Annotated in this window: 19 protein-coding genes and 6 tRNA genes; 21 read left to right on the forward strand and 4 right to left on the reverse strand. The window is 40.8% G+C overall.

Going from position 1 to position 17,969, the window contains the following annotated elements:
* Window positions 1–2: 2 nt before the first annotated feature.
* The 10 genes from PISS_RS05345 to PISS_RS05390 all read left to right on the forward strand — a co-directional run bounded on the left by PISS_RS05345 (window position 3) and on the right by PISS_RS05390 (window position 7,137).
* Window positions 3–335 (forward strand): Na+/H+ antiporter subunit G, encoded by a 333-nt coding sequence (locus tag PISS_RS05345; protein ID WP_013464546.1) that lies wholly within the window; start codon window positions 3–5, stop codon window positions 333–335.
* A gap of 128 nt (window positions 336–463) precedes the next feature.
* Entirely contained in the window at window positions 464–961 is a 498-nt protein-coding gene (locus PISS_RS05350) for a DUF2059 domain-containing protein (RefSeq protein WP_013464547.1), read from the forward strand.
* A 209-nt stretch (window positions 962–1,170) separates the two neighbouring features.
* Window positions 1,171–1,608, forward strand: a complete 438-nt coding sequence (locus tag PISS_RS05355; RefSeq protein WP_058154386.1) for a MerR family transcriptional regulator — start codon at window positions 1,171–1,173, stop codon at window positions 1,606–1,608.
* A complete protein-coding gene (locus PISS_RS05360) occupies window positions 1,605–3,848 on the forward strand; it encodes a heavy metal translocating P-type ATPase (protein WP_058154387.1) in 2,244 nt (747 codons plus the stop codon). The genes PISS_RS05355 and PISS_RS05360 overlap by 4 nt, the downstream gene beginning before the upstream one ends.
* 22 nt (window positions 3,849–3,870) lie before the next feature.
* On the forward strand, window positions 3,871–4,224 hold the full coding sequence (locus tag PISS_RS05365) for a cupredoxin domain-containing protein (protein WP_058154388.1): 354 nt from the start codon (window positions 3,871–3,873) through the stop codon (window positions 4,222–4,224).
* Between the two features lie 69 nt (window positions 4,225–4,293).
* A complete protein-coding gene (locus PISS_RS05370; protein ID WP_016899463.1) occupies window positions 4,294–4,509 on the forward strand; it encodes a TIGR02450 family Trp-rich protein in 216 nt (71 codons plus the stop codon).
* Window positions 4,510–5,087: 578 nt separating this feature from the next.
* Entirely contained in the window at window positions 5,088–5,300 is a 213-nt protein-coding gene (locus tag PISS_RS05375; protein ID WP_008467122.1) for an EF-hand domain-containing protein, read from the forward strand.
* Window positions 5,301–5,460: 160 nt separating this feature from the next.
* The gene (locus PISS_RS05380) at window positions 5,461–5,673 is read left to right on the forward strand and encodes an EF-hand domain-containing protein (protein ID WP_008467121.1); all 213 of its coding nucleotides are present in this window, start codon (window positions 5,461–5,463) and stop codon (window positions 5,671–5,673) included.
* A gap of 69 nt (window positions 5,674–5,742) precedes the next feature.
* On the forward strand, window positions 5,743–5,958 hold the full coding sequence (locus tag PISS_RS05385) for an EF-hand domain-containing protein (RefSeq protein ID WP_058154389.1): 216 nt from the start codon (window positions 5,743–5,745) through the stop codon (window positions 5,956–5,958).
* A gap of 231 nt (window positions 5,959–6,189) precedes the next feature.
* Entirely contained in the window at window positions 6,190–7,137 is a 948-nt protein-coding gene (locus tag PISS_RS05390) for an EAL-associated domain-containing protein (RefSeq protein ID WP_016899465.1), read from the forward strand.
* 31 nt (window positions 7,138–7,168) lie between these two features.
* Here the strand turns inward: PISS_RS05390 and PISS_RS05395 are convergent, their stop codons facing one another.
* Window positions 7,169–8,782 carry a M28 family metallopeptidase gene (locus PISS_RS05395; RefSeq protein ID WP_058154390.1) on the reverse strand — a complete coding sequence of 538 codons (1,614 nt, stop codon included), beginning with the start codon at window positions 8,780–8,782 and terminating at the stop codon, window positions 7,169–7,171.
* A 162-nt stretch (window positions 8,783–8,944) separates the two neighbouring features.
* On the opposite strand from PISS_RS05395, the gene PISS_RS05400 reads away from it, so the two are divergent.
* Window positions 8,945–10,315 carry a Gfo/Idh/MocA family protein gene (locus PISS_RS05400; RefSeq protein ID WP_058154391.1) on the forward strand — a complete coding sequence of 457 codons (1,371 nt, stop codon included), beginning with the start codon at window positions 8,945–8,947 and terminating at the stop codon, window positions 10,313–10,315.
* 53 nt (window positions 10,316–10,368) lie between these two features.
* Here PISS_RS05400 and PISS_RS05405 read toward each other — a convergent pair whose 3' ends face one another.
* Window positions 10,369–11,946, reverse strand: coding sequence for a lytic transglycosylase (locus tag PISS_RS05405; RefSeq protein WP_058154392.1), 1,578 nt, complete (start codon window positions 11,944–11,946; stop codon window positions 10,369–10,371).
* A gap of 153 nt (window positions 11,947–12,099) precedes the next feature.
* Window positions 12,100–12,873, reverse strand: a complete 774-nt coding sequence (gloB, locus tag PISS_RS05410; RefSeq protein WP_058154393.1) for a hydroxyacylglutathione hydrolase — start codon at window positions 12,871–12,873, stop codon at window positions 12,100–12,102.
* A gap of 53 nt (window positions 12,874–12,926) precedes the next feature.
* Between gloB and PISS_RS05415 the strand changes: the two genes are divergently transcribed.
* The gene (locus PISS_RS05415; RefSeq protein ID WP_008465729.1) at window positions 12,927–13,688 is read left to right on the forward strand and encodes a class I SAM-dependent methyltransferase; all 762 of its coding nucleotides are present in this window, start codon (window positions 12,927–12,929) and stop codon (window positions 13,686–13,688) included.
* A gap of 14 nt (window positions 13,689–13,702) precedes the next feature.
* On the opposite strand, the gene rnhA is transcribed toward PISS_RS05415, so the two are convergent.
* Window positions 13,703–14,167: a ribonuclease HI gene (gene rnhA / locus PISS_RS05420; RefSeq protein ID WP_013464557.1), complete on the reverse strand. Its 465-nt coding sequence runs from the start codon at window positions 14,165–14,167 to the stop codon at window positions 13,703–13,705.
* A 68-nt stretch (window positions 14,168–14,235) separates the two neighbouring features.
* Between rnhA and dnaQ the strand changes: the two genes are divergently transcribed.
* The 9 genes from dnaQ to PISS_RS05465 all read left to right on the forward strand — a co-directional run bounded on the left by dnaQ (window position 14,236) and on the right by PISS_RS05465 (window position 17,961).
* Window positions 14,236–14,949 (forward strand): DNA polymerase III subunit epsilon, encoded by a 714-nt coding sequence (gene dnaQ / locus PISS_RS05425; RefSeq protein WP_058154394.1) that lies wholly within the window; start codon window positions 14,236–14,238, stop codon window positions 14,947–14,949.
* A 9-nt stretch (window positions 14,950–14,958) separates the two neighbouring features.
* On the forward strand, window positions 14,959–16,329 hold the full coding sequence (locus tag PISS_RS05430; RefSeq protein ID WP_058154395.1) for a TIGR03503 family protein: 1,371 nt from the start codon (window positions 14,959–14,961) through the stop codon (window positions 16,327–16,329).
* 98 nt (window positions 16,330–16,427) lie between these two features.
* Window positions 16,428–16,504: transfer RNA gene (locus tag PISS_RS05435), tRNA-Asp, on the forward strand.
* 27 nt (window positions 16,505–16,531) lie between these two features.
* Window positions 16,532–16,608: transfer RNA gene (locus PISS_RS05440), tRNA-Asp, on the forward strand.
* 41 nt (window positions 16,609–16,649) lie between these two features.
* Window positions 16,650–16,726, forward strand: a tRNA-Asp gene (locus tag PISS_RS05445).
* 31 nt (window positions 16,727–16,757) lie between these two features.
* Window positions 16,758–16,834: transfer RNA gene (locus tag PISS_RS05450), tRNA-Asp, on the forward strand.
* A 38-nt stretch (window positions 16,835–16,872) separates the two neighbouring features.
* Window positions 16,873–16,949, forward strand: a tRNA-Asp gene (locus tag PISS_RS05455).
* Between the two features lie 37 nt (window positions 16,950–16,986).
* A tRNA-Asp gene (locus PISS_RS05460) sits at window positions 16,987–17,063 on the forward strand.
* Between the two features lie 334 nt (window positions 17,064–17,397).
* Window positions 17,398–17,961 carry a transcriptional regulator gene (locus PISS_RS05465; RefSeq protein WP_232311339.1) on the forward strand — a complete coding sequence of 188 codons (564 nt, stop codon included), beginning with the start codon at window positions 17,398–17,400 and terminating at the stop codon, window positions 17,959–17,961.
* The last annotated feature ends 8 nt before the right edge of the window (window positions 17,962–17,969 follow it).

The raw sequence follows: 17,969 nt of genomic DNA on the forward strand, positions 1-17,969 counted from the left end.
AAATGATAAGTGAATGGATCGTATCAATATTGCTGTTATTAGGTGGGCTCTTTATTTTAATTGGCTCTATTGGCTTAATTAAACTGCCGGACTTTTTTATGCGTTTACATGGGCCAACTAAAGCAACCACTTTAGGGATGGCAAGTATACTCACGGCTGCGATGGTATTTTTTGCCAATTCAGCTAGTGGCTTAAGCGTAAAAGAAATATTAATCACTATATTTTTATTAATCACGGCGCCCATTAGTGGTTATATGCTAATTAAAACCGCTATTCATCATAAGTTAAAAGCCAAAGATGGAACGAAAGGACTCGATAATATCGAAAAAGATTAACCCTAACAAACGACAAAAAGCCGAATAATGGTAGTTATTCGGCTTTTTGTTTTTTTGGTTGTTCCCATTTACAACACTTATTGAACATGTGAGTATGGCGTAAATTCAAATACAAAAAGGATATTAATATGGGTAAGGTATTACTTTTATCACTACTTATTTTTTCAACTAGCCTATATGCAGCGCAAACTACTAAGCAACAAAAAATTGATGAGCTGGTAGAGGTGATGGATATGGACGCTATGGTTGACTCTATGTATTCTCAAGTTGAGGGCATGATGCAAAATATGTCGGTGCAAATGGGGGTAAAGCCAGATGAAAAGCCAATATTTGACAAATATTATGCCGATATGACTAAGGTGCTAAAAACCAAAATGAGCTGGCAAAAAATGCAGCCTATGATGGTTAACCTTTATGATAAGCAATTTAGTGAGCAAGAGATTAGCGATATGCTCGATTTTTATAAAACAGAGTCAGGGCAAGCTATTTTGAAAAAAATGCCACAGGTGATGCAAGCATCTATGCAAATGTCACAATCTCTAGTGCAAGAAGCCATGCCTGAGATCCAAGCAATTGCTGGGCAGCTAGGTGAAGCACTTAAACAATCGCGTAGTGAAGCAAACTAAACTATAGTTAACCTAAGTCGTAGCAAAATAACGTCTACATTTTCTAGCAGTCACTATTTTGTGACTGCTGTATTCTTCCTCTTCTTTAAGCAAACGTAATCACTTATTTAATGTGCCGATAACGCATTCCCTGAGTTTTAAAATAGCGGTTGACCTGTGTGTTACACATAGGTTTATTATGTCACTATTAAAACCCGATGGAGTGAGTTATGTATGTTAAACAGCTAGCTAAAATCATGGGAGTGACCCAAGATACAGTGCGGCACTACACGCGTATAAAGCTACTTAAACCCATTCGTAGCCAAAACAATGGCTATCAAGTGTATACCGCTGCCGATCAACAGCGTTTAAAGTTTATTATTAGTGCACGGCAACTCGGTTTTTCTATTAAAGATATTCAGCAAATAGTTGCTCAGTCGGAGCAAGGGAATTGTCCGTGTCCACTGACACGACAATTAATAGCAAAGCGACTTGAAGAAACAGAGCGGCTATTTCAAGAAACACTCAAACTAAGAACGCGTATGCAAGCAGCGGTAAAACAGTGGGAAAACTCAAGCGATGGTGCCGCAAGTGCTGATATATGTAGTTTAATTGAGACCTTTGTAGATCCCCTTAACGAACAAGTGAGTTCCGAGGAAGCAAAATGAGCAACAATAAAGACACAGTGCAAAATTTTATAATTGAAGGTGCCAATTGCGGCAGCTGCGTCGCAAAAATAGAAAAAGCGCTAAAAAGCGTATCAGGTGCGCAGCGTGTTGAAATGAACTTTGCTGATCGCAGTGTGCAAGTTGAAGGCAATGTGCCATCAGCAGAGCTGATTGAAGCAGTCGAAAATATTGGTTACAAGGCTAAGCCAATGAATAGCGAGTCGGAGCAAGACGCGCTAGATGAAAAAGCCAAAGCCGATAACGCACATTATAAAAAGCTAATGCGTAATATGGTATTGGCGCTAGGCGTTGGCGCTCCGCTTATGTTGTATGGGCTTATTTTTGATATGAGTGTCACCACCAACGCGCAGCGCATTGGCTGGTTTATTGTTGGTATAGTCACTTTAGTGGTTATGGCCATTGCGGGTAAACAGTTTTACAACGGCGCATGGCAGTCATTTAAAAACCACACCGCCAATATGGATACACTGATTGCGTTGGGCACAGGTACCGCGTGGTTGTATTCTATGGTGGTAGTCATTGCGCCAAGCGTGTTACCCGAGGTGGCTAGGCATGTTTATTTTGAAGCCTCAGCGATGATCATCGGTTTAATTAACCTAGGCCTTGCCTTTGAGGTAAAAGCCCGCGGTCGTACTTCTGATGCGATAAAACGCTTAATCGGTTTGCAGCCAAAAACCGCTCGGGTAGTGCGTGATAACGAAGAGCAAGATATAGCTATTAGTGAGGTACTAAAAAACGAGACTGTGCGTGTACGCCCCGGTGAAAAAATCCCTGTGGATGGTGAAGTCATTGAAGGTCGCAGCTCAGTGGATGAGTCAATGCTCACGGGTGAGCCTATGCCAGTGAACAAAATTGAGGGCGATACCATTGTTGCAGGCAGCATTAATAAAAGTGGCACGTTGCTATTTAAAGCCACCCATATTGGCAGTGAAACCACACTTGCCAGTATTATTAATATGGTTAAACGAGCACAAAATTCTAAACCCTCCATAGGGCATTTAGCCGATGTAATATCCGGCGTATTTGTTCCTACGGTAATGATTATTGCAGTGCTCGCGGGCCTTGCTTGGCTTAATTTTGGTCCCGAGCCGAGCATTGCTTATGCGGTAGTGGCCGTGACTACGGTGCTTATCATTGCCTGTCCGTGTGCGCTGGGTTTAGCAACCCCTATGTCAATTATGGTTGGGATAGGTAAAGCCGCTGAATCGGGAATACTTATCCGTAATGGAGAAGCGCTGCAAACTACCTCTAAAATAACCACCATGATTTTAGATAAAACCGGCACGATCACAGAAGGTAAACCCACCGTTACCGATATCATTAATTTTAATGATAGCGATAAAGTACACGTCCTTAAGCTTGCTGCTAGTCTTGAAAGCGGCTCTGAGCATCCTTTAGCACAAGCTATTGTAAGTTATACTGAAAATGAAGATATCACGATTGAAAAAGTCAGCGATTTTAACGCTGTGACGGGGAAAGGTGTTACAGGCACATTTGATGGACAAACTTTATTGTTTGGCAATGAAGCGCTTATGAGCCAACATAATATCAGTATTGCAGAGGCAAAAGAGCAAGCTGAGCAATTAGCCAGCGCCGCTAAAACGCCAATGTATTTTGCTATTGATACCCAACTACAAGCCATTATAGCGGTAGCCGATCCGATAAAAGACGATTCAGCAGAGGCCATTAAACGTCTACAAAAAAAAGGTATCCATGTTGTTATGCTGACCGGTGATAACCAAGCTACCGCTAAAGCCGTCGCTAACAAAGTCGGTATTAAGGACTTTATTGCCCAAGTAATGCCTGATGACAAAGCCAGTGAAGTAACTAAACGCCAAGCTAAAGGTGAAATAGTCGGTATGACGGGTGATGGTATAAACGATGCGCCGGCACTGGCACAGGCCGATGTTGGGTTTGCTATTGGCACTGGCACCGATGTGGCGATAGAAAGCGCTGATATCACCTTAATGCGTGGTTCATTACAGAGTCTTGGCGATGCCATTGCGGTTAGTAGCGCCACTATAGTCAATATTAAGCAAAATTTATTTGGTGCATTTATTTACAATGTGGCAGGTATTCCAATTGCTGCGGGGCTGTTATATCCATTCTTTGGTATATTACTCAACCCGGTTGTTGCAGGTGCTGCTATGGCGTTGTCATCACTAACTGTGGTCACAAACGCCAATCGCCTGCGCTTTTTTAAACCCAGTAAATCGTAATTTTATAAATAGGAGTAGCATTATGTTGATGATCAATATACTCGGTGCGTTGTTAATTGCGGTTATTATATACTGGTTTTGGCTATACAAACCTAAGCAAGTGCAGAGTAATAATAACAAAATAACGATAGTGGTTAATAACGGCGTTTATTATCCTGCCCATATTAAAGTGGCTGCTGATAAAAAAATAACGCTGACGTTTAATCGACAAGACAGCGCCCCATGCGCCGAAACGGTGGTGTTTCCTTCACTCGATATCAGTAAAACGCTCGCTATGGGTGAAAATAACACTGTTGAGCTGCCGGCACTTAAAGTGGGTGAATATGCTTTTCATTGCCAAATGCAAATGTATAAAGGCACGTTAGTAGTGTCTTGAATATCAGATTAATAAAACTAAAAATGGCTCTGATGCGTATGTTCAAGCAGAAAACTTAGAAGGCGTAGTATGAATAAATTAAATCCTAAAAAACTGCTTAATAGTAAATGGACAGCGATCCCAGCAATTAATAAGGATAAACATTTTATTATTGTTGAGGTTGAGTTTGATGAAGACGGCAACGTCATTGAATGTATCACTGAGGCGGTAATGTCAAAAAACCAATACCCAATCCAGTGGCGCGATTTAAAAGATCAACAAAAATGGTTGCAAGGTTGGAAATAAAGCAGGCTGTTTAAAACACATTGCTCACGCTCATAGCCCTTATGAGTATGAGCGACTAGTTTATTGTTTTTTAGAGCAACACATTGCTAGCGACTCTCCTCTATTACAGCTTGTTTTCATCCCAATTCGCCATTTGGCAACAAAACGATAGTTTTTAAATCGTTCTTCAAAAGTTTTTATAAAAAATAATAGAAAAATTATTTTAGTTATTATATTTCAATGCGTTATGCGTATTATTTTATACCGTTAAAGTAAGTATGTCGGATGTGTTCAGAGTCGGTTTATTCTCATAACTGCTCTAAACATGATTTTTCCGGTTTTTTCATTCCCATGTCTCTTTTTATTATAATTTAACTTATTGATTTTAAATGTTTATTTATTTCAGCCTCAGTGGTTGTTGCTAAAAAGCAACAAAATCATGGTTTATTTTTATTAAAATGCTTCAAAATCATTCTAACTGCATGTTTTTAAATAACTTTAAAAACATGGCATCGAAGTTGTAATACCTAAGCTGTATTTAGCAAAAAACGTGATAAAGCACATCGCTTCATCACACAACCTAATGAAGGAATTACATTATGAAAACACTTAAATCAACACTGGTATTAATGGCTTTAGCTTCTTCATCAGCGGCTTTTGCAGCAACCGATTTTGACACACTCGATGTGGATGGCAACGGCGCTATTAGCCAAGCTGAAGCATCAGTTGACGCCTCACTTATGAGCCAGTTTACTGAGCTTGATACTGACCAAAACGGTGAGTTATCTAAAGCAGAGTTTTCTAAGGCGTAACCAGCTTTAGTGCTCAATACTACTACTGATTCTGAGTTGCCCAAGACAACCTAAATAGGCAAGGGAGCTTATGACAAAGAATCGCAAGGATATGAGGTTGATAGTTTTGAGCCAATTATTTTTTATTTGACGAACATTGCACACTTTGAAGGATTATATTATGAAAAAGTTACAATCAACACTGGTATTAATGGCGCTTGCTTCTTCATCTGCAGTATTTGCAAGCACAGACTTTGAAACGCTTGATGTAGATGGCAGTGGCACCATCAGCCAAGCAGAGGCATCGGTTGCTGCTGAGCTTATGGAGCAGTTTGCAGAGCTAGATGTAGATGGTAATGGTGAACTTTCTAAAGACGAATTTTCAGCGTATTAGTTTCCCTTAAGGATCTTTGAAAAGGACTTCTTACCATTTTAATTAAGGCATTTAGCCTAAGGATTAATTATGAAAACATTTACTAAAACACTCGCTTTAATTGCACTTGCTTCATCTTCAGCGTCTTTTGCTGCGGTTGACTTTGATTCTTTCGATACTGATGGCGACGGCGTCATTAGCCAGTCTGAAGCACAAGCTAACTCACAACTAGCTCAATTATTTGATGATTTAGATGTTGATAGCAACGGTGAGCTTTCAAAAGAAGAGTTCGCAAAAATTCAGTAATTATATTACGGATGAAAGCGTTTATGTAATTTATAAACGAGACATAAAAAGCAGCTAAGTAGTAAATACTCAGCTGCTTTTTTGTGCGTGGCGAGAAATAGTGTGTGCAGTTGTCACTAAAATAGTGCAATGGCGTCAATGAATTTAAATTAAGTTATTGATTTTTAAGTTCTTTAATTTTTGGTTTTAAACTTGCTTAGCTGTTGATTAGGGTATTTAAGGAGCCTAACTATGGCGAGAATGAGTTATATAAGTAGTGTTGAGCGCTATAACGAATATGAGCAGATAATACATAGCTTATTAGAATCAATTTTAATGAGTATAGATGACGGCATCGCTAATAATCGTGATATGCGCTATTTAACAAAGCATTATCCTTTTTTAGAATTACAATACTGTTTGGACGAGAAGGGCTCACAACAGGGCAATAACGTTTGCTTTAAACGTGCCTACAATAAAAAATTGGCACAGAGAGGCAATAATCAGGATTTAAGTGAGCGGCCTTATTTTTTAAATGTAAAAGCCTGTAATGCTATTTGTTTTACTGCGCCTTATATTTCTATTGCGACCAACCATTTATGTATATCTGCGATTAAAGAATTAAACAAACCTATCAATAATCAACATTATTTAGTTGTTGATGTAAGTTTAACGCAGCTTATTGAGTTTGTGATGGGTGATACCGCTCGTGCGACTATGTCACCTTATTTTAAAGCAGGTTATGGAATTATTGTGGCGTGCTTATTTAGTTTGGTGCTTTTTTTACTCAACATCGTATTTATCGACATCTATGAATTAATAACTCACGTAAATAGTTCGTCCGATCCCCTAGAACCCTTTAGCATCATCATTTATATCACGTTAGCATTGGCTGTTTTTGATCTTGGCAAAACAATTCTTGAGGAAGAAATCCTCATGCATAAAGATATTTTTAGACACTCATCAACACGACGAACCATTACCCGGTTTATCTCTACCGTGTTAATTGCTATATCAATTGAAGCACTACTCACTATGTTTAAAGCCGCATTAGGGCAATCAGAGTATTTAATGCCAGCTATAGCGATGATGCTTGCAGTGGTGGGACTTTTAATTGCTTTAGCGATATATGTGTATTTAGGGGCAAAAGCTGAAACATTGCTTACACAGGCACGGGTAAAACTAAAATCCTCCGAGTAGGAGGATTTTAAATAGTAATGTTTAATTGTATTTATTGTTTGTCAGCGGTGCGTTTAGTTTTAAAGTCAGACTCGCTTGTCCATTTTGGCCAATCACCGTTATTCGCCAGTTGTGAGGCTATATCAACAATCAGTTCTATATCTTGTTTTACCCCACCTAATGACCAATCAGCTGAGTAATCGTCAGCTTCTTTATGGTATTTATGACTGATGTAGTCAGGATCGGTATCACCTAGGCTCATAAACAGTAAGCTTGGCACACCTTGTTTGGCGAGTGAAAAATGATCCGATCTAAAAAATAAGCCATTTTGCGCACGAGGATCCAGTTTAACTTGACGTCCTTGCGCGTTTGCGGCTTTAGCTAAATAGTGTTCCATAGTCGAGAGGTCTTTACCGTACTGTAAAATATAGTCGGTGCTATCGAGTACGTTCATCCCATCAATATTTAGTAGGGCAACCATATTCTTTGTTGGGATCACGTCACCAGAGGCAAACTGGGCTGAACCAATTAAACCGGTTTCTTCGGCGGTGAAGTTGGCAAAAATAATCGAGCGTTTAAACGGTGTTTGCTGATGCATTTTTTGCATTATACGAGCAATCTCAAGGGTGGCCGCGGTGCCTGATGCGTTATCAACGGCGCCATTATAAATTTTAGGACCGCTATCAGTTTGTTTAGTGCCAAAGTGATCCCAATGGGCACTAATAACGATGTATTCATCTGGGCTTTCACTGCCTGTGATTTTTGCGACCACATTATGTGATTTTGCATGTGACACTTCGTTTTTAAATGCAAGGGTTGCTTTTAAATTCAACGCTTTAGCTTGAAATTGCTCACTAAGTGCTTGTTGTTTTAATTGTTGGTAATTTAAGTGTGCTGATGCAAATATTTGCTCGGTGGCATCGAGTGTTAGCCAGCCCATAACGGGCAATTCAGATGCATTGAGGTTGTTATCCATTAGACTGTATTTAGTGCCGGTATTTGAGCTTTCAACTACCCCCCAAGGGTATGCGGCAGGAGCTGTTTCGTGAACAATAAATACCGCTTTAGCGCCTTGGCGCGCGGCTTCTTCATATTTATAAGTCCAACGACCATAATAAGTCATGGCATTACCAGTAAATAACGTATCGTCTTGAGTGGCAAAGCCCGGATCGTTTACCAGCACAATAACGGTTTTACCAGTTACATCAATATTGGCGTAGTCGTTCCAGTTATATTCAGGGGCATTTATACCATAACCGACAAAGACCACATCAGAATTGCGAACATCAATAACAGGCTGTAATTGTTTAGTACGAGCAGTAAAGTCTTTACCCGCTTTAAAGCTTAAATCACCCATGGTCAATTGCATGTTTTGATCTGCGGTGATCATGGCCATTTTAACCGGATGTAAAAAATCACCGTTATAGGCACCAGTTAACCCTATGGCTTTGTATTGTTCACTCAAATAGCCAACGGTTTTTACTTCACCCAATGTTAATGGACCGCGACCTTCAAAGTCATCAGAGGCAAGGGTTTTAATATGCTGTTTTATATTATTTAAACTAACGCCCGGACTGTTTTCGAGCGAGGAAGTGGGGGTTGCAGACTCTGAGCAACCCGTTAGTACAATAACTAAAAAAAATGTGATGGTTTTTATATAAGACATAATAAGTTAGGAAATAATATTTTTTTCGACTATAACCCCAAACAATAACACAATGCGAATTTTTATCCCTTTTAAACCTATTTTTATGCAGCTTACCTCTTTGGCCCTTTACCCATTAACCGCCATTAGGTAAGTTAAAAATAATAACAAAAGGGATAAGTAATGAAGCAATTTAATCGTCGGGATTTTTTAAAGGCAGCCAGTGTAGCTGCCGCTGCTGGTGTGGTTAGTGGCTGTGCATCTAGTGGCAGTGTTCATACTAGCGCGCCTATGCAACAAGGGAGCTCCGTTATCGATTTGGTCGCACCTAAAATGGATGTGGTGAGAGTAGGGTTTATTGGTGTGGGTCAGCGCGGGTATGGCCATGTAAAGCGTATGAGCCACATTGAAGGCACTCAAATAGTGGCTATTTGCGATACTCATACAGAGGTTTTAGAACGTGCCGCTAATTATTTAGTTGATACGGGAGTGGCAAAGCCTGCATTGTATAGTGGCAGTGAGCGCGCTTATCAACAAATGCTCGAACGACAAGACATTGATATTGTGATTATTTCAACACCATGGGCATGGCATGCGCCAATGGCTATCGATACCATGAACAGCGCAAAACATGCTTTTGTTGAAGTGCCTCTGGCACTGACTGTTGATGAAATGTGGCAAATTGTCGATACCGCAGAGCGTACGCAAAAAAACTGCATGATGATGGAAAATGTTAACTACGGCCGCGACGAGTTAATGGTATTAAACATGGTACGCCAAGGTGTATTTGGGGAGCTGTTACATGGCGAAGCGGCGTATATTCATGAACTGCGCTGGCAAATGAAAGAGCTTGAGCACAAAACAGGCTCATGGCGAACGCAGTGGCATGCAAGACGTGACGGTAATTTATATCCTACGCATGGATTAGGGCCGGTATCGCAATACATGAATATAAATCGTGGCGATCGGTTCGATTTTTTAACCTCAATGAGCTCACCTTCACTTGGCCGAAGCGCCTATGCGCAACGTGAGTTTGCTTCCGATCACCCCCGTAACCAGCTCAATTATATTGCTGGTGACATGAACACGACGCTGATTAAAACTCTCAAAGGGCGCAGTATTATGGTGCAGCACGATACGACAACCCCTCGGCCGTACTCACGACATAACTTAATACAAGGCACGAATGGCGTGTTTGCAGGTTTCCCTAATCGTATTGCCCTTGAAACTGGTGGCTCAAAAAGTTTTCATGAGTGGGATTATGATATGAGCGCATGGTATGAGCAGTACGACCATCCCTTATGGACAAAAATGGGTGAAGAGGCGCAGCGCAATGGTGGTCACGGTGGCATGGACTTTTTAATGTTTTGGCGGATGATTTACTGCTTAAGAAATGGTGAACCGCTAGATCAAGACGTTTATGACGGGGCGGCATGGTCGGTTATTTCGCCGTTATCAGCCCAGTCTGTGAGTGAGCGTAGCCGCTCAATAGATATTCCCGATTTTACTCGCGGGGCATGGCAAACCGCACAGCCTTTGGGCATTGTAAGCTAAGCCAAATAAAAAAAGAGCGCATGCGCTCTTTTTTTATTTATTGGTTATGTTTATTAGCTACTTCTCACATCAACCTTGAGTTTAAGCTTTTGGCCTGGCTGTAAGTATTTTTGCCCAGCCAAGTCATTCCATTTAATTATATCGCTCACGGTTAAATTAAACTTAGAGGCTATACGCGCTAATGAATCACCCCGACGCACTTTATAAGTAATAGTGCGATTAGTGTTATTCGCTGACTCTTTAGGCTGATTTGCTGATTTATAAACAACCAATTTTTGATTTAAACGCAGTACTGCATTTTTCTTCAGCTTATTCCACTTAGCTAATTCACCCATAGTGACATCGTATTCGCGGCTTATGTCCCACAATGTGTCGCCACTTTTTACCGTGTGTGAGAGCTTAGTACGCAAACTTTTATTAGCGGCCGCGCGTACTTGCTGAGGTAAATGTTCACTGTTAATTTTACCATCTGTTAGCGGCACTAAAATTTGTTGGCCAACACGAATGACGTTTGAATTAAGCTTATTTAATGACTTTATTGCATTGGTGCTAGTGGTAAATTTACTGGCAATTACCGACAGGCTATCACCTTTTTTAACTTTGTATTGTTGCCAGCGAAGACGATTTTTAATGTCAGTTGCAGCCAATTTTTCTGTAAATTGCTCTACTTTATCGGTGGGTATTAATAAAAAGTGTGGACCATCAGGGTCTGTTGCCCAGCGGTTAAATCCAGGGTTTAGTCTGTATAGCTCGGTAAGGGTCATGTCGGCCATGTCGGCTGCCAGCGCTAAATCAATTTGTGACTCAATATTGACCACTTCAACCACTTGCGCGTTAATGATAGGCTTCCATGACACATTAAAATCATCAGCGCGCTTTAATAAATCGGCTAATGCTAATAATTTAGGCACGTAGGCAGTGGTTTCACGAGGTAAATCAAGTGACCAAAAATCGGTAGGTAAATGCTTTTTACGATTCTTTTTAATCGCACGCAGTAAGCGGCCTTCACCTGAGTTATAAGCTGCAATTGCGTTCAGCCAGTCACCCTCAAGGGTTTTGTGTAAGTATGAGAGATAATCAAGCGCTGCGCGAGTTGATTGCACAATGTCGCGACGGCCGTCATACCACCAGTTTTGTTTTAAATCAAAACGCTCGCCGGTTGCTGGCATAAATTGCCAAATACCCGATGCGGTGCGATGCGAGTAGCCATAAGGGTCAAAAGCACTTTCTACTATAGGTAAAAGTGCAATTTCGATTGGCATTTCACGCTTTTCAATTTCTTCAACAATAAAGTGCAAATACGGCTCAGCACGTTTAGAAATACGATCTAAGTATGCTTGATGGCGCGCATAATAGTTACGCTCAGCGACCACTGGGCGATTTTGGGGAATATCGATAGATAATTGGTAACGAATACGCTCCCAAACATCGTCAAACACAGGGGCTTCCTCTTCGATATCGTTCACTTGTTGATATTGCGCGTTCATCATCAGCGCCGTGCTAATATCGTTTGGGCTTGCGCCTTCAAGCTGGTCTAGTGCCTGATTTTGTGAATCTGTGTTTAACGTTGTCAGTGTTTGACAACCGCTTAGCGTCATCACTAAGACCAATAAAAGAGGAGATTTATTCATAAATACCAATACATAGGGTAAAAAACTCGGCGAATACTACCCATAATGAGTCAACATTGCCACTTATGACCGTTAAAAGTTCCAAACAAATATGATTAGAAAATGTTAACTTGTTGTTTATTAACTAATCGTTTTATTATTGTTGTTACTAGCTTAAAAATGATCTTTGAACTTTCTAAGACTAGCAAAGTTTTCCCAAGGTTCATTGTTTTTTGTAACTAAACAATACTCTTTTGGTAATGACTCTGTAATATTGGGTAAGTTGCTACGCATAAAAGGGTTAATTTTTAGCTCTTGGCCTATGGTGCTTGGCAAGCTTATTTCATCATTTTTTCGCAATTCATCTACTTGCTGGCTGTAAGCGAGTAATTCGGGGTTTCGCGGCTCAACCGCTTTTGCAAAGGCCAAGTTTGCTTGGGTGTATTCGTGGGTGCAATACACTTTGCAATCACTTGGCAGTGCTCGCAACTTATTAAATGAATGCCACATTTGCTCTGGGCTGCCTTCAAATAAGCGCCCACAACCACCACTAAATAGGGTGTCGCCAGTAAAGGCAAGTGCATCATTAACATAACAAATATGATCGAGTGTGTGGCCAGGCGTGGTGATAATATTAAATGAGGTGCCTAAAACGGTAATCGTTTGGTCTTCATTTAAAGGCTCTGTTATTCCTTTAAATGGACTGTTACTTGGGCCGTAAACCTCAACGTTTGGATACTGTTTTACTAATTGGGCAACGCCATCAGTGTGATCATAATGATGATGCGTTATTAAAATACCGCCTAGGGTTAAATTATACTGTGCTAAATGCTCAGTGACCGGCGCAGATTGGCCAGGGTCAACCACCCACGCTTGATTATTATGCTCGGTGGTTAAGCACCAAATGTAGTTATCAGAAAAGGCTTTAATTGCTTTGACTTGCACCATGTATCGTTGCTCTATAAAGTGGTATTTAATTAATATTATAACGAGCTTATATAATGAAACCAGCCCTTAGTTTTCAAGAAGGCCCCAAACCGTTGTCATGGCAACAGTTTCCGCATGGTGATTATTTACGTTGTGATATAGAACGCAAATTGTCGCCGTGGTTACCACGTATGTTTGGCTATCATATGCTTAAATTGGGTAATTTAAGTGGCGAGTTAGATACCAGCAAAAGTTCCATTAAGCATCAAGTATGCGTTGCAGAGCCAGGCCCTTATACCGGAGTGGTGGCTGACATAGACGAACTGCCTTTTTATGAGCACAGTATAGATGCGTGCATTATGAGCCATTGTTTAGAGTATCACTCAGATCCGCATCATATATTACGTGAGGCTCATCGTACGCTTATTCCCGGCGGTTATATTGCCATTACCGGTTTTAATCCTTTTAGCTTTTGTGGGTTAGCGCAATTACTGCCATTTAGTGGTCAAAAATTACCGTGGACAGGGCGCTTTTTTACCCCTGCACGCGTTAAAGACTGGCTTAATTTGCTTGGGTTTGAAATTGTGGCCGATGAGCGCTTTATTTATTCATCGTTGGCACGCGGTAACCGGTTGTCGCGGTTTGCGTTTTGGCGCAGCTTTACCAAGCAATATTTAAAACCTATGGGCAGTGTATATTTGCTGGTGGCACGAAAGCGTGTTGCGCCACTTACGCCAATAAAACCTAAGTGGCATGCACGGCCACAATTTGCGCCAATAAAAGGGGTAGGGCTTAGGCAGACCTCAAAGCAACATTATCAGCAAAATAAAAAATAGCATGATGTAGAGGGTTACGGTTGGTAACCTTCATCATCAATTAAGTTGTTGCCGCTGGCCGCATCACGGGCAAGGTCGTCAACAATTTCATTATATTTATGGCCACTGTGACCTTTTACCCATTTCCAAGTAACATCGTGCTCGGCGCAGGCTTTATCGAGACGTTTCCATAAGTCGACATTTTTAACCGGCTTTTTAGCAGAGGTTTGCCAACCGCGTTTTTTCCAATTGGTGATCCACGACTCAATGCCTTGTTTTACGTATTGGCTATCGGTAGTCAGGGTAACAGGACATGAACGATTAAGTGATTCTAGCGCAACAATGGCAGCTAGCATTTCCATGCGGTTGTTTGTTGTGAGTTTGTAACCTTGACTTAATTTTTTTTCGTGGGCTTCATAAATCATAAAAATACCATAACCACCGGGGCCTGGATTACCTAAACACGAACCATCGGTGTAAATCTCTACGGTTTTTTGCACTGTTTTACCTTGATATTATGTACAATAAAGTGATTATAGAAAGATACCAGAGTCAGGCTTAATTCGATATGGCACGCAGACAAATAGTTTTAGATACAGAAACCACCGGCATCGACCCTAAACAAGGGCATCGAATCATTGAGATTGGCTGTGTGGAGCTAATGAATCGCCGGTTAACCGGCAATAATTTTCACGTTTACATAAATCCACAACGCAGCATTGAAGAAGAAGCAATCGACGTTCACGGTATTACCAACGAATTTTTACGTGACAAACCGCTTTTTAGAGACATTGCCCAAGAGTTTTTTGACTATATTAAAGACGCAGAACTCGTTATTCATAACGCGCCGTTCGATATTGGCCATATGGATAATGAATTTGCGTTATTAAATCAAGGTTATCAAAACACCCATGATTTTTGTGGCGTGCTTGATACCCTTAAAATGGCGCGTGACTTGCATCCAGGACAAAAGAACAACCTGGATGCGCTTTGCCGTCGCTACGATGTTGATAACACTAAGCGGACGTTACATGGCGCCTTACTGGATTCTGAAATTTTAGCCGATGTTTACCTGGCAATGACCGGTGGACAAGTAAAGCTAAACCTAAATCAAAACAAAGATGACTCAAGTGAAGATCAAAAAGGCGGTATTAGACGCCTAAGTAGCGACAGGGCGCCTTTGGTAGTTATAGCAGCAAGCGAAGCAGAGCAAAGCGCACATCAAACGCGTTTAGACATTGTACAAAAGGAGGGCGGCCATTGTTTATGGCGCGCTGAATAGGGCATTATTATGAAAACGCTATTAGTAGTTTCACTGCTTTTAATTGCCGTGTGTTTCCACCCCGATGCACACAGCGTAAAGCAAGTTGAAGAGTTAAAAGGCAGCGGTAAACAAAATGAAATCCCGTTACTGGATAACCGTTTTCGTATAGATGACAAAATTGATGAAATAAAATTAATATTTTTTAGACGTCCTGGCTCGCCTGCCGTTATTTTAGTTAGACCCGATGGCGCTAAGTACTTTGCAACCAATGCGGTAAGAAACACCAGCCTAGATTGGTACGACGAATTAAATTACGATCTAGTGGTTATTCGCAACCCTATGCCTGGGCCATGGCAAGTTATTGGCCAAATAATGCCACAGAGCCGTATTGTTGTAATTGGTGAGCTATCGCTTAAGGTTGATCCACTCCCTAAGATTCTTTTTCAGGGTGAAACTGTAAAGGTAACCGGTGAGATTTTAAATGATGGCGAGCCCATTCGCGCTAATCTTTTCAAAGATGCGGTATCGCTCAATGTGAGTTTTGTGAGTACTAATAATGAAAATTTTGAAAATTTTGGAGCGGGCATACAGCAAGTTACTGAATTTAAAGACGATGGCTACGGATTTGATGAAAGTGCAAAAGACGGTGTGTTTACGGGTGAGTTTACTTTAAATTTTACTCCAGGCGAGTGGCGGCCAGAACTTTATATTACCACCGATGTCCTTGAGCGACGAGTTGTTCAAGACACGATAGTTGTGCATGAGCCGCCTTTTAGTTTTACCTCAGTTGAAGCAACCGATGAGGGGGACGATCACCGTATTACTATAAATATTGATGAAAAGTTATTAAAGCCTGAAACCGTGATCATGCAAGGGAAAATTTATTATCCCAATAATGAAGAGCAAGTATTTTACTTAGACACTAATAACACCGCAGTAAGAGAACTGGCTTTACAAGATTACGGATGGGGACGTTACAACATTGAAATTTCTGTGTTTGGCTCAACAGTAAATGACAGAGAGTTTATGGCTACGTTGCCAACCTATTTATTTGAAATAGAAAGACCGATAGAAGTTATTCCTGAAATTCCAAAAGCGAGCCTCATTAAGGAAGAAAATATTCCAGAGCCTGTTATAAAACCAAAAGTAATGGCAACCGGTGTAATGGTAAGTTTAATTATTGGTGGGAATTTGGCCATATTATTTATTGGTTGGTTATGTATTCGTGTTTTTGTGCAGAATAAACCAATAAAACTTAAATTGAATTTTGCTTTTTTAAAGAAAAAGAAAGCAACCGAGGCAAAAAAATCAGAACAGCAAAAAACAACTGATGCAGAAAATGGCTCAAAAAATGACAAAACAGGTGAAATTTTAAACCTTTCGATGTCAGATGACTAAAAAACCTGTAAAAAAACAAAAAAGCCCTTGACGAAGTAGGGGCTGGTTCGTATTATTCACGCCGCTGTCAGGGGAGACTCAGACAGCAACGAAAATGCGGAGTGGTAGTTCAGTTGGTTAGAATACCGGCCTGTCACGCCGGGGGTCGCGGGTTCGAGTCCCGTCCACTCCGCCAATTTTCGACAATTTGTAAGTAAAAGCTGGAGTGGTAGTTCAGTTGGTTAGAATACCGGCCTGTCACGCCGGGGGTCGCGGGTTCGAGTCCCGTCCACTCCGCCAACACTTACACAACATATGGTTGTAAAACATATTCTTATTATGGAGTGGTAGTTCAGTTGGTTAGAATACCGGCCTGTCACGCCGGGGGTCGCGGGTTCGAGTCCCGTCCACTCCGCCAATAAGAAAAAATAACAGTTTAAATACGCGCTGGAGTGGTAGTTCAGTTGGTTAGAATACCGGCCTGTCACGCCGGGGGTCGCGGGTTCGAGTCCCGTCCACTCCGCCAACTATTTAAACACTGTTATATTACAAAATTTGTATGCTGGAGTGGTAGTTCAGTTGGTTAGAATACCGGCCTGTCACGCCGGGGGTCGCGGGTTCGAGTCCCGTCCACTCCGCCAACAAATTAAGTAATGACAAGTAAAAAGATATCTCTGCGGAGTGGTAGTTCAGTTGGTTAGAATACCGGCCTGTCACGCCGGGGGTCGCGGGTTCGAGTCCCGTCCACTCCGCCACTTGTTATTTCCTCAATAACAAGCAATAAATAATTTACTTATTAATAAATCCAAACATCATTTTTATCAGCTATCAGCTCGACTCTTATATACTAACCTGCTAATATTCTTGTCTATTCTTCAATATTCAGCTTCTTATCTCTGCATGAATTACCAAGAATCTAATCTCACTTTAAAAAAGGAAGCATTAAGATGAGTACATTAGGTCAGCAATTAAAGCAGCTAAGAAATAATAAAAAATTGAGCCAACCTGAATTTGCCCAGCAAGTAGGTATATATATCAAAACTTGAAAACGATAAATCAATTCCCTCGAATGAAATATTTAGAGCTTTATTGATAGCATTAGACCTTTCAATTGATGAGTTTATGAAGCCCCTTACCTACAGCCATGACAAAACAAGACTCATGCAAATACCCGATTTAGAGCTGTGGTTTAAAAGTAAAGCAGTAAAGAGCTCAGTCGCACAGCGTAAAATTATATACCTCGCTATGTTTCTGATTTCTTTTGGCTGTGCATTATTTTATGCAGGACATAAAAATTATCTGTTCAATGAGCGCTTTTACGAATATAAATCACTGGGTGTGATCAAAAATGATGAACCTCTAAATATATATACTCATTGGAGCAATTATATTATTGATTCAAACCGAGAGAAAAGAGAGGAAAAAACTCGTGAAATGCTGGCCAGAAGGGTACCCAGTTTTAAGTTAATGGATGAATACATCGGTGAATCATTTGTTGAAGAAGTCGAGGGAGGTAAACGACTTTATAACGTAAATGAACTCTCGCGAACAATACCACATGCAGGCAATAGTTGGTTTGAGTTTTTAGGTATTTTGGCTGCTGTATTTGGTTTGGCGTTCGCTTTACTGGAACCCAGATTAACCAAGCAATAAAAAAGTAA

This window comes from Pseudoalteromonas issachenkonii (assembly GCF_002310795.1).
Taxonomy (GTDB): Bacteria; Pseudomonadota; Gammaproteobacteria; order Enterobacterales; family Alteromonadaceae; genus Pseudoalteromonas; species Pseudoalteromonas tetraodonis.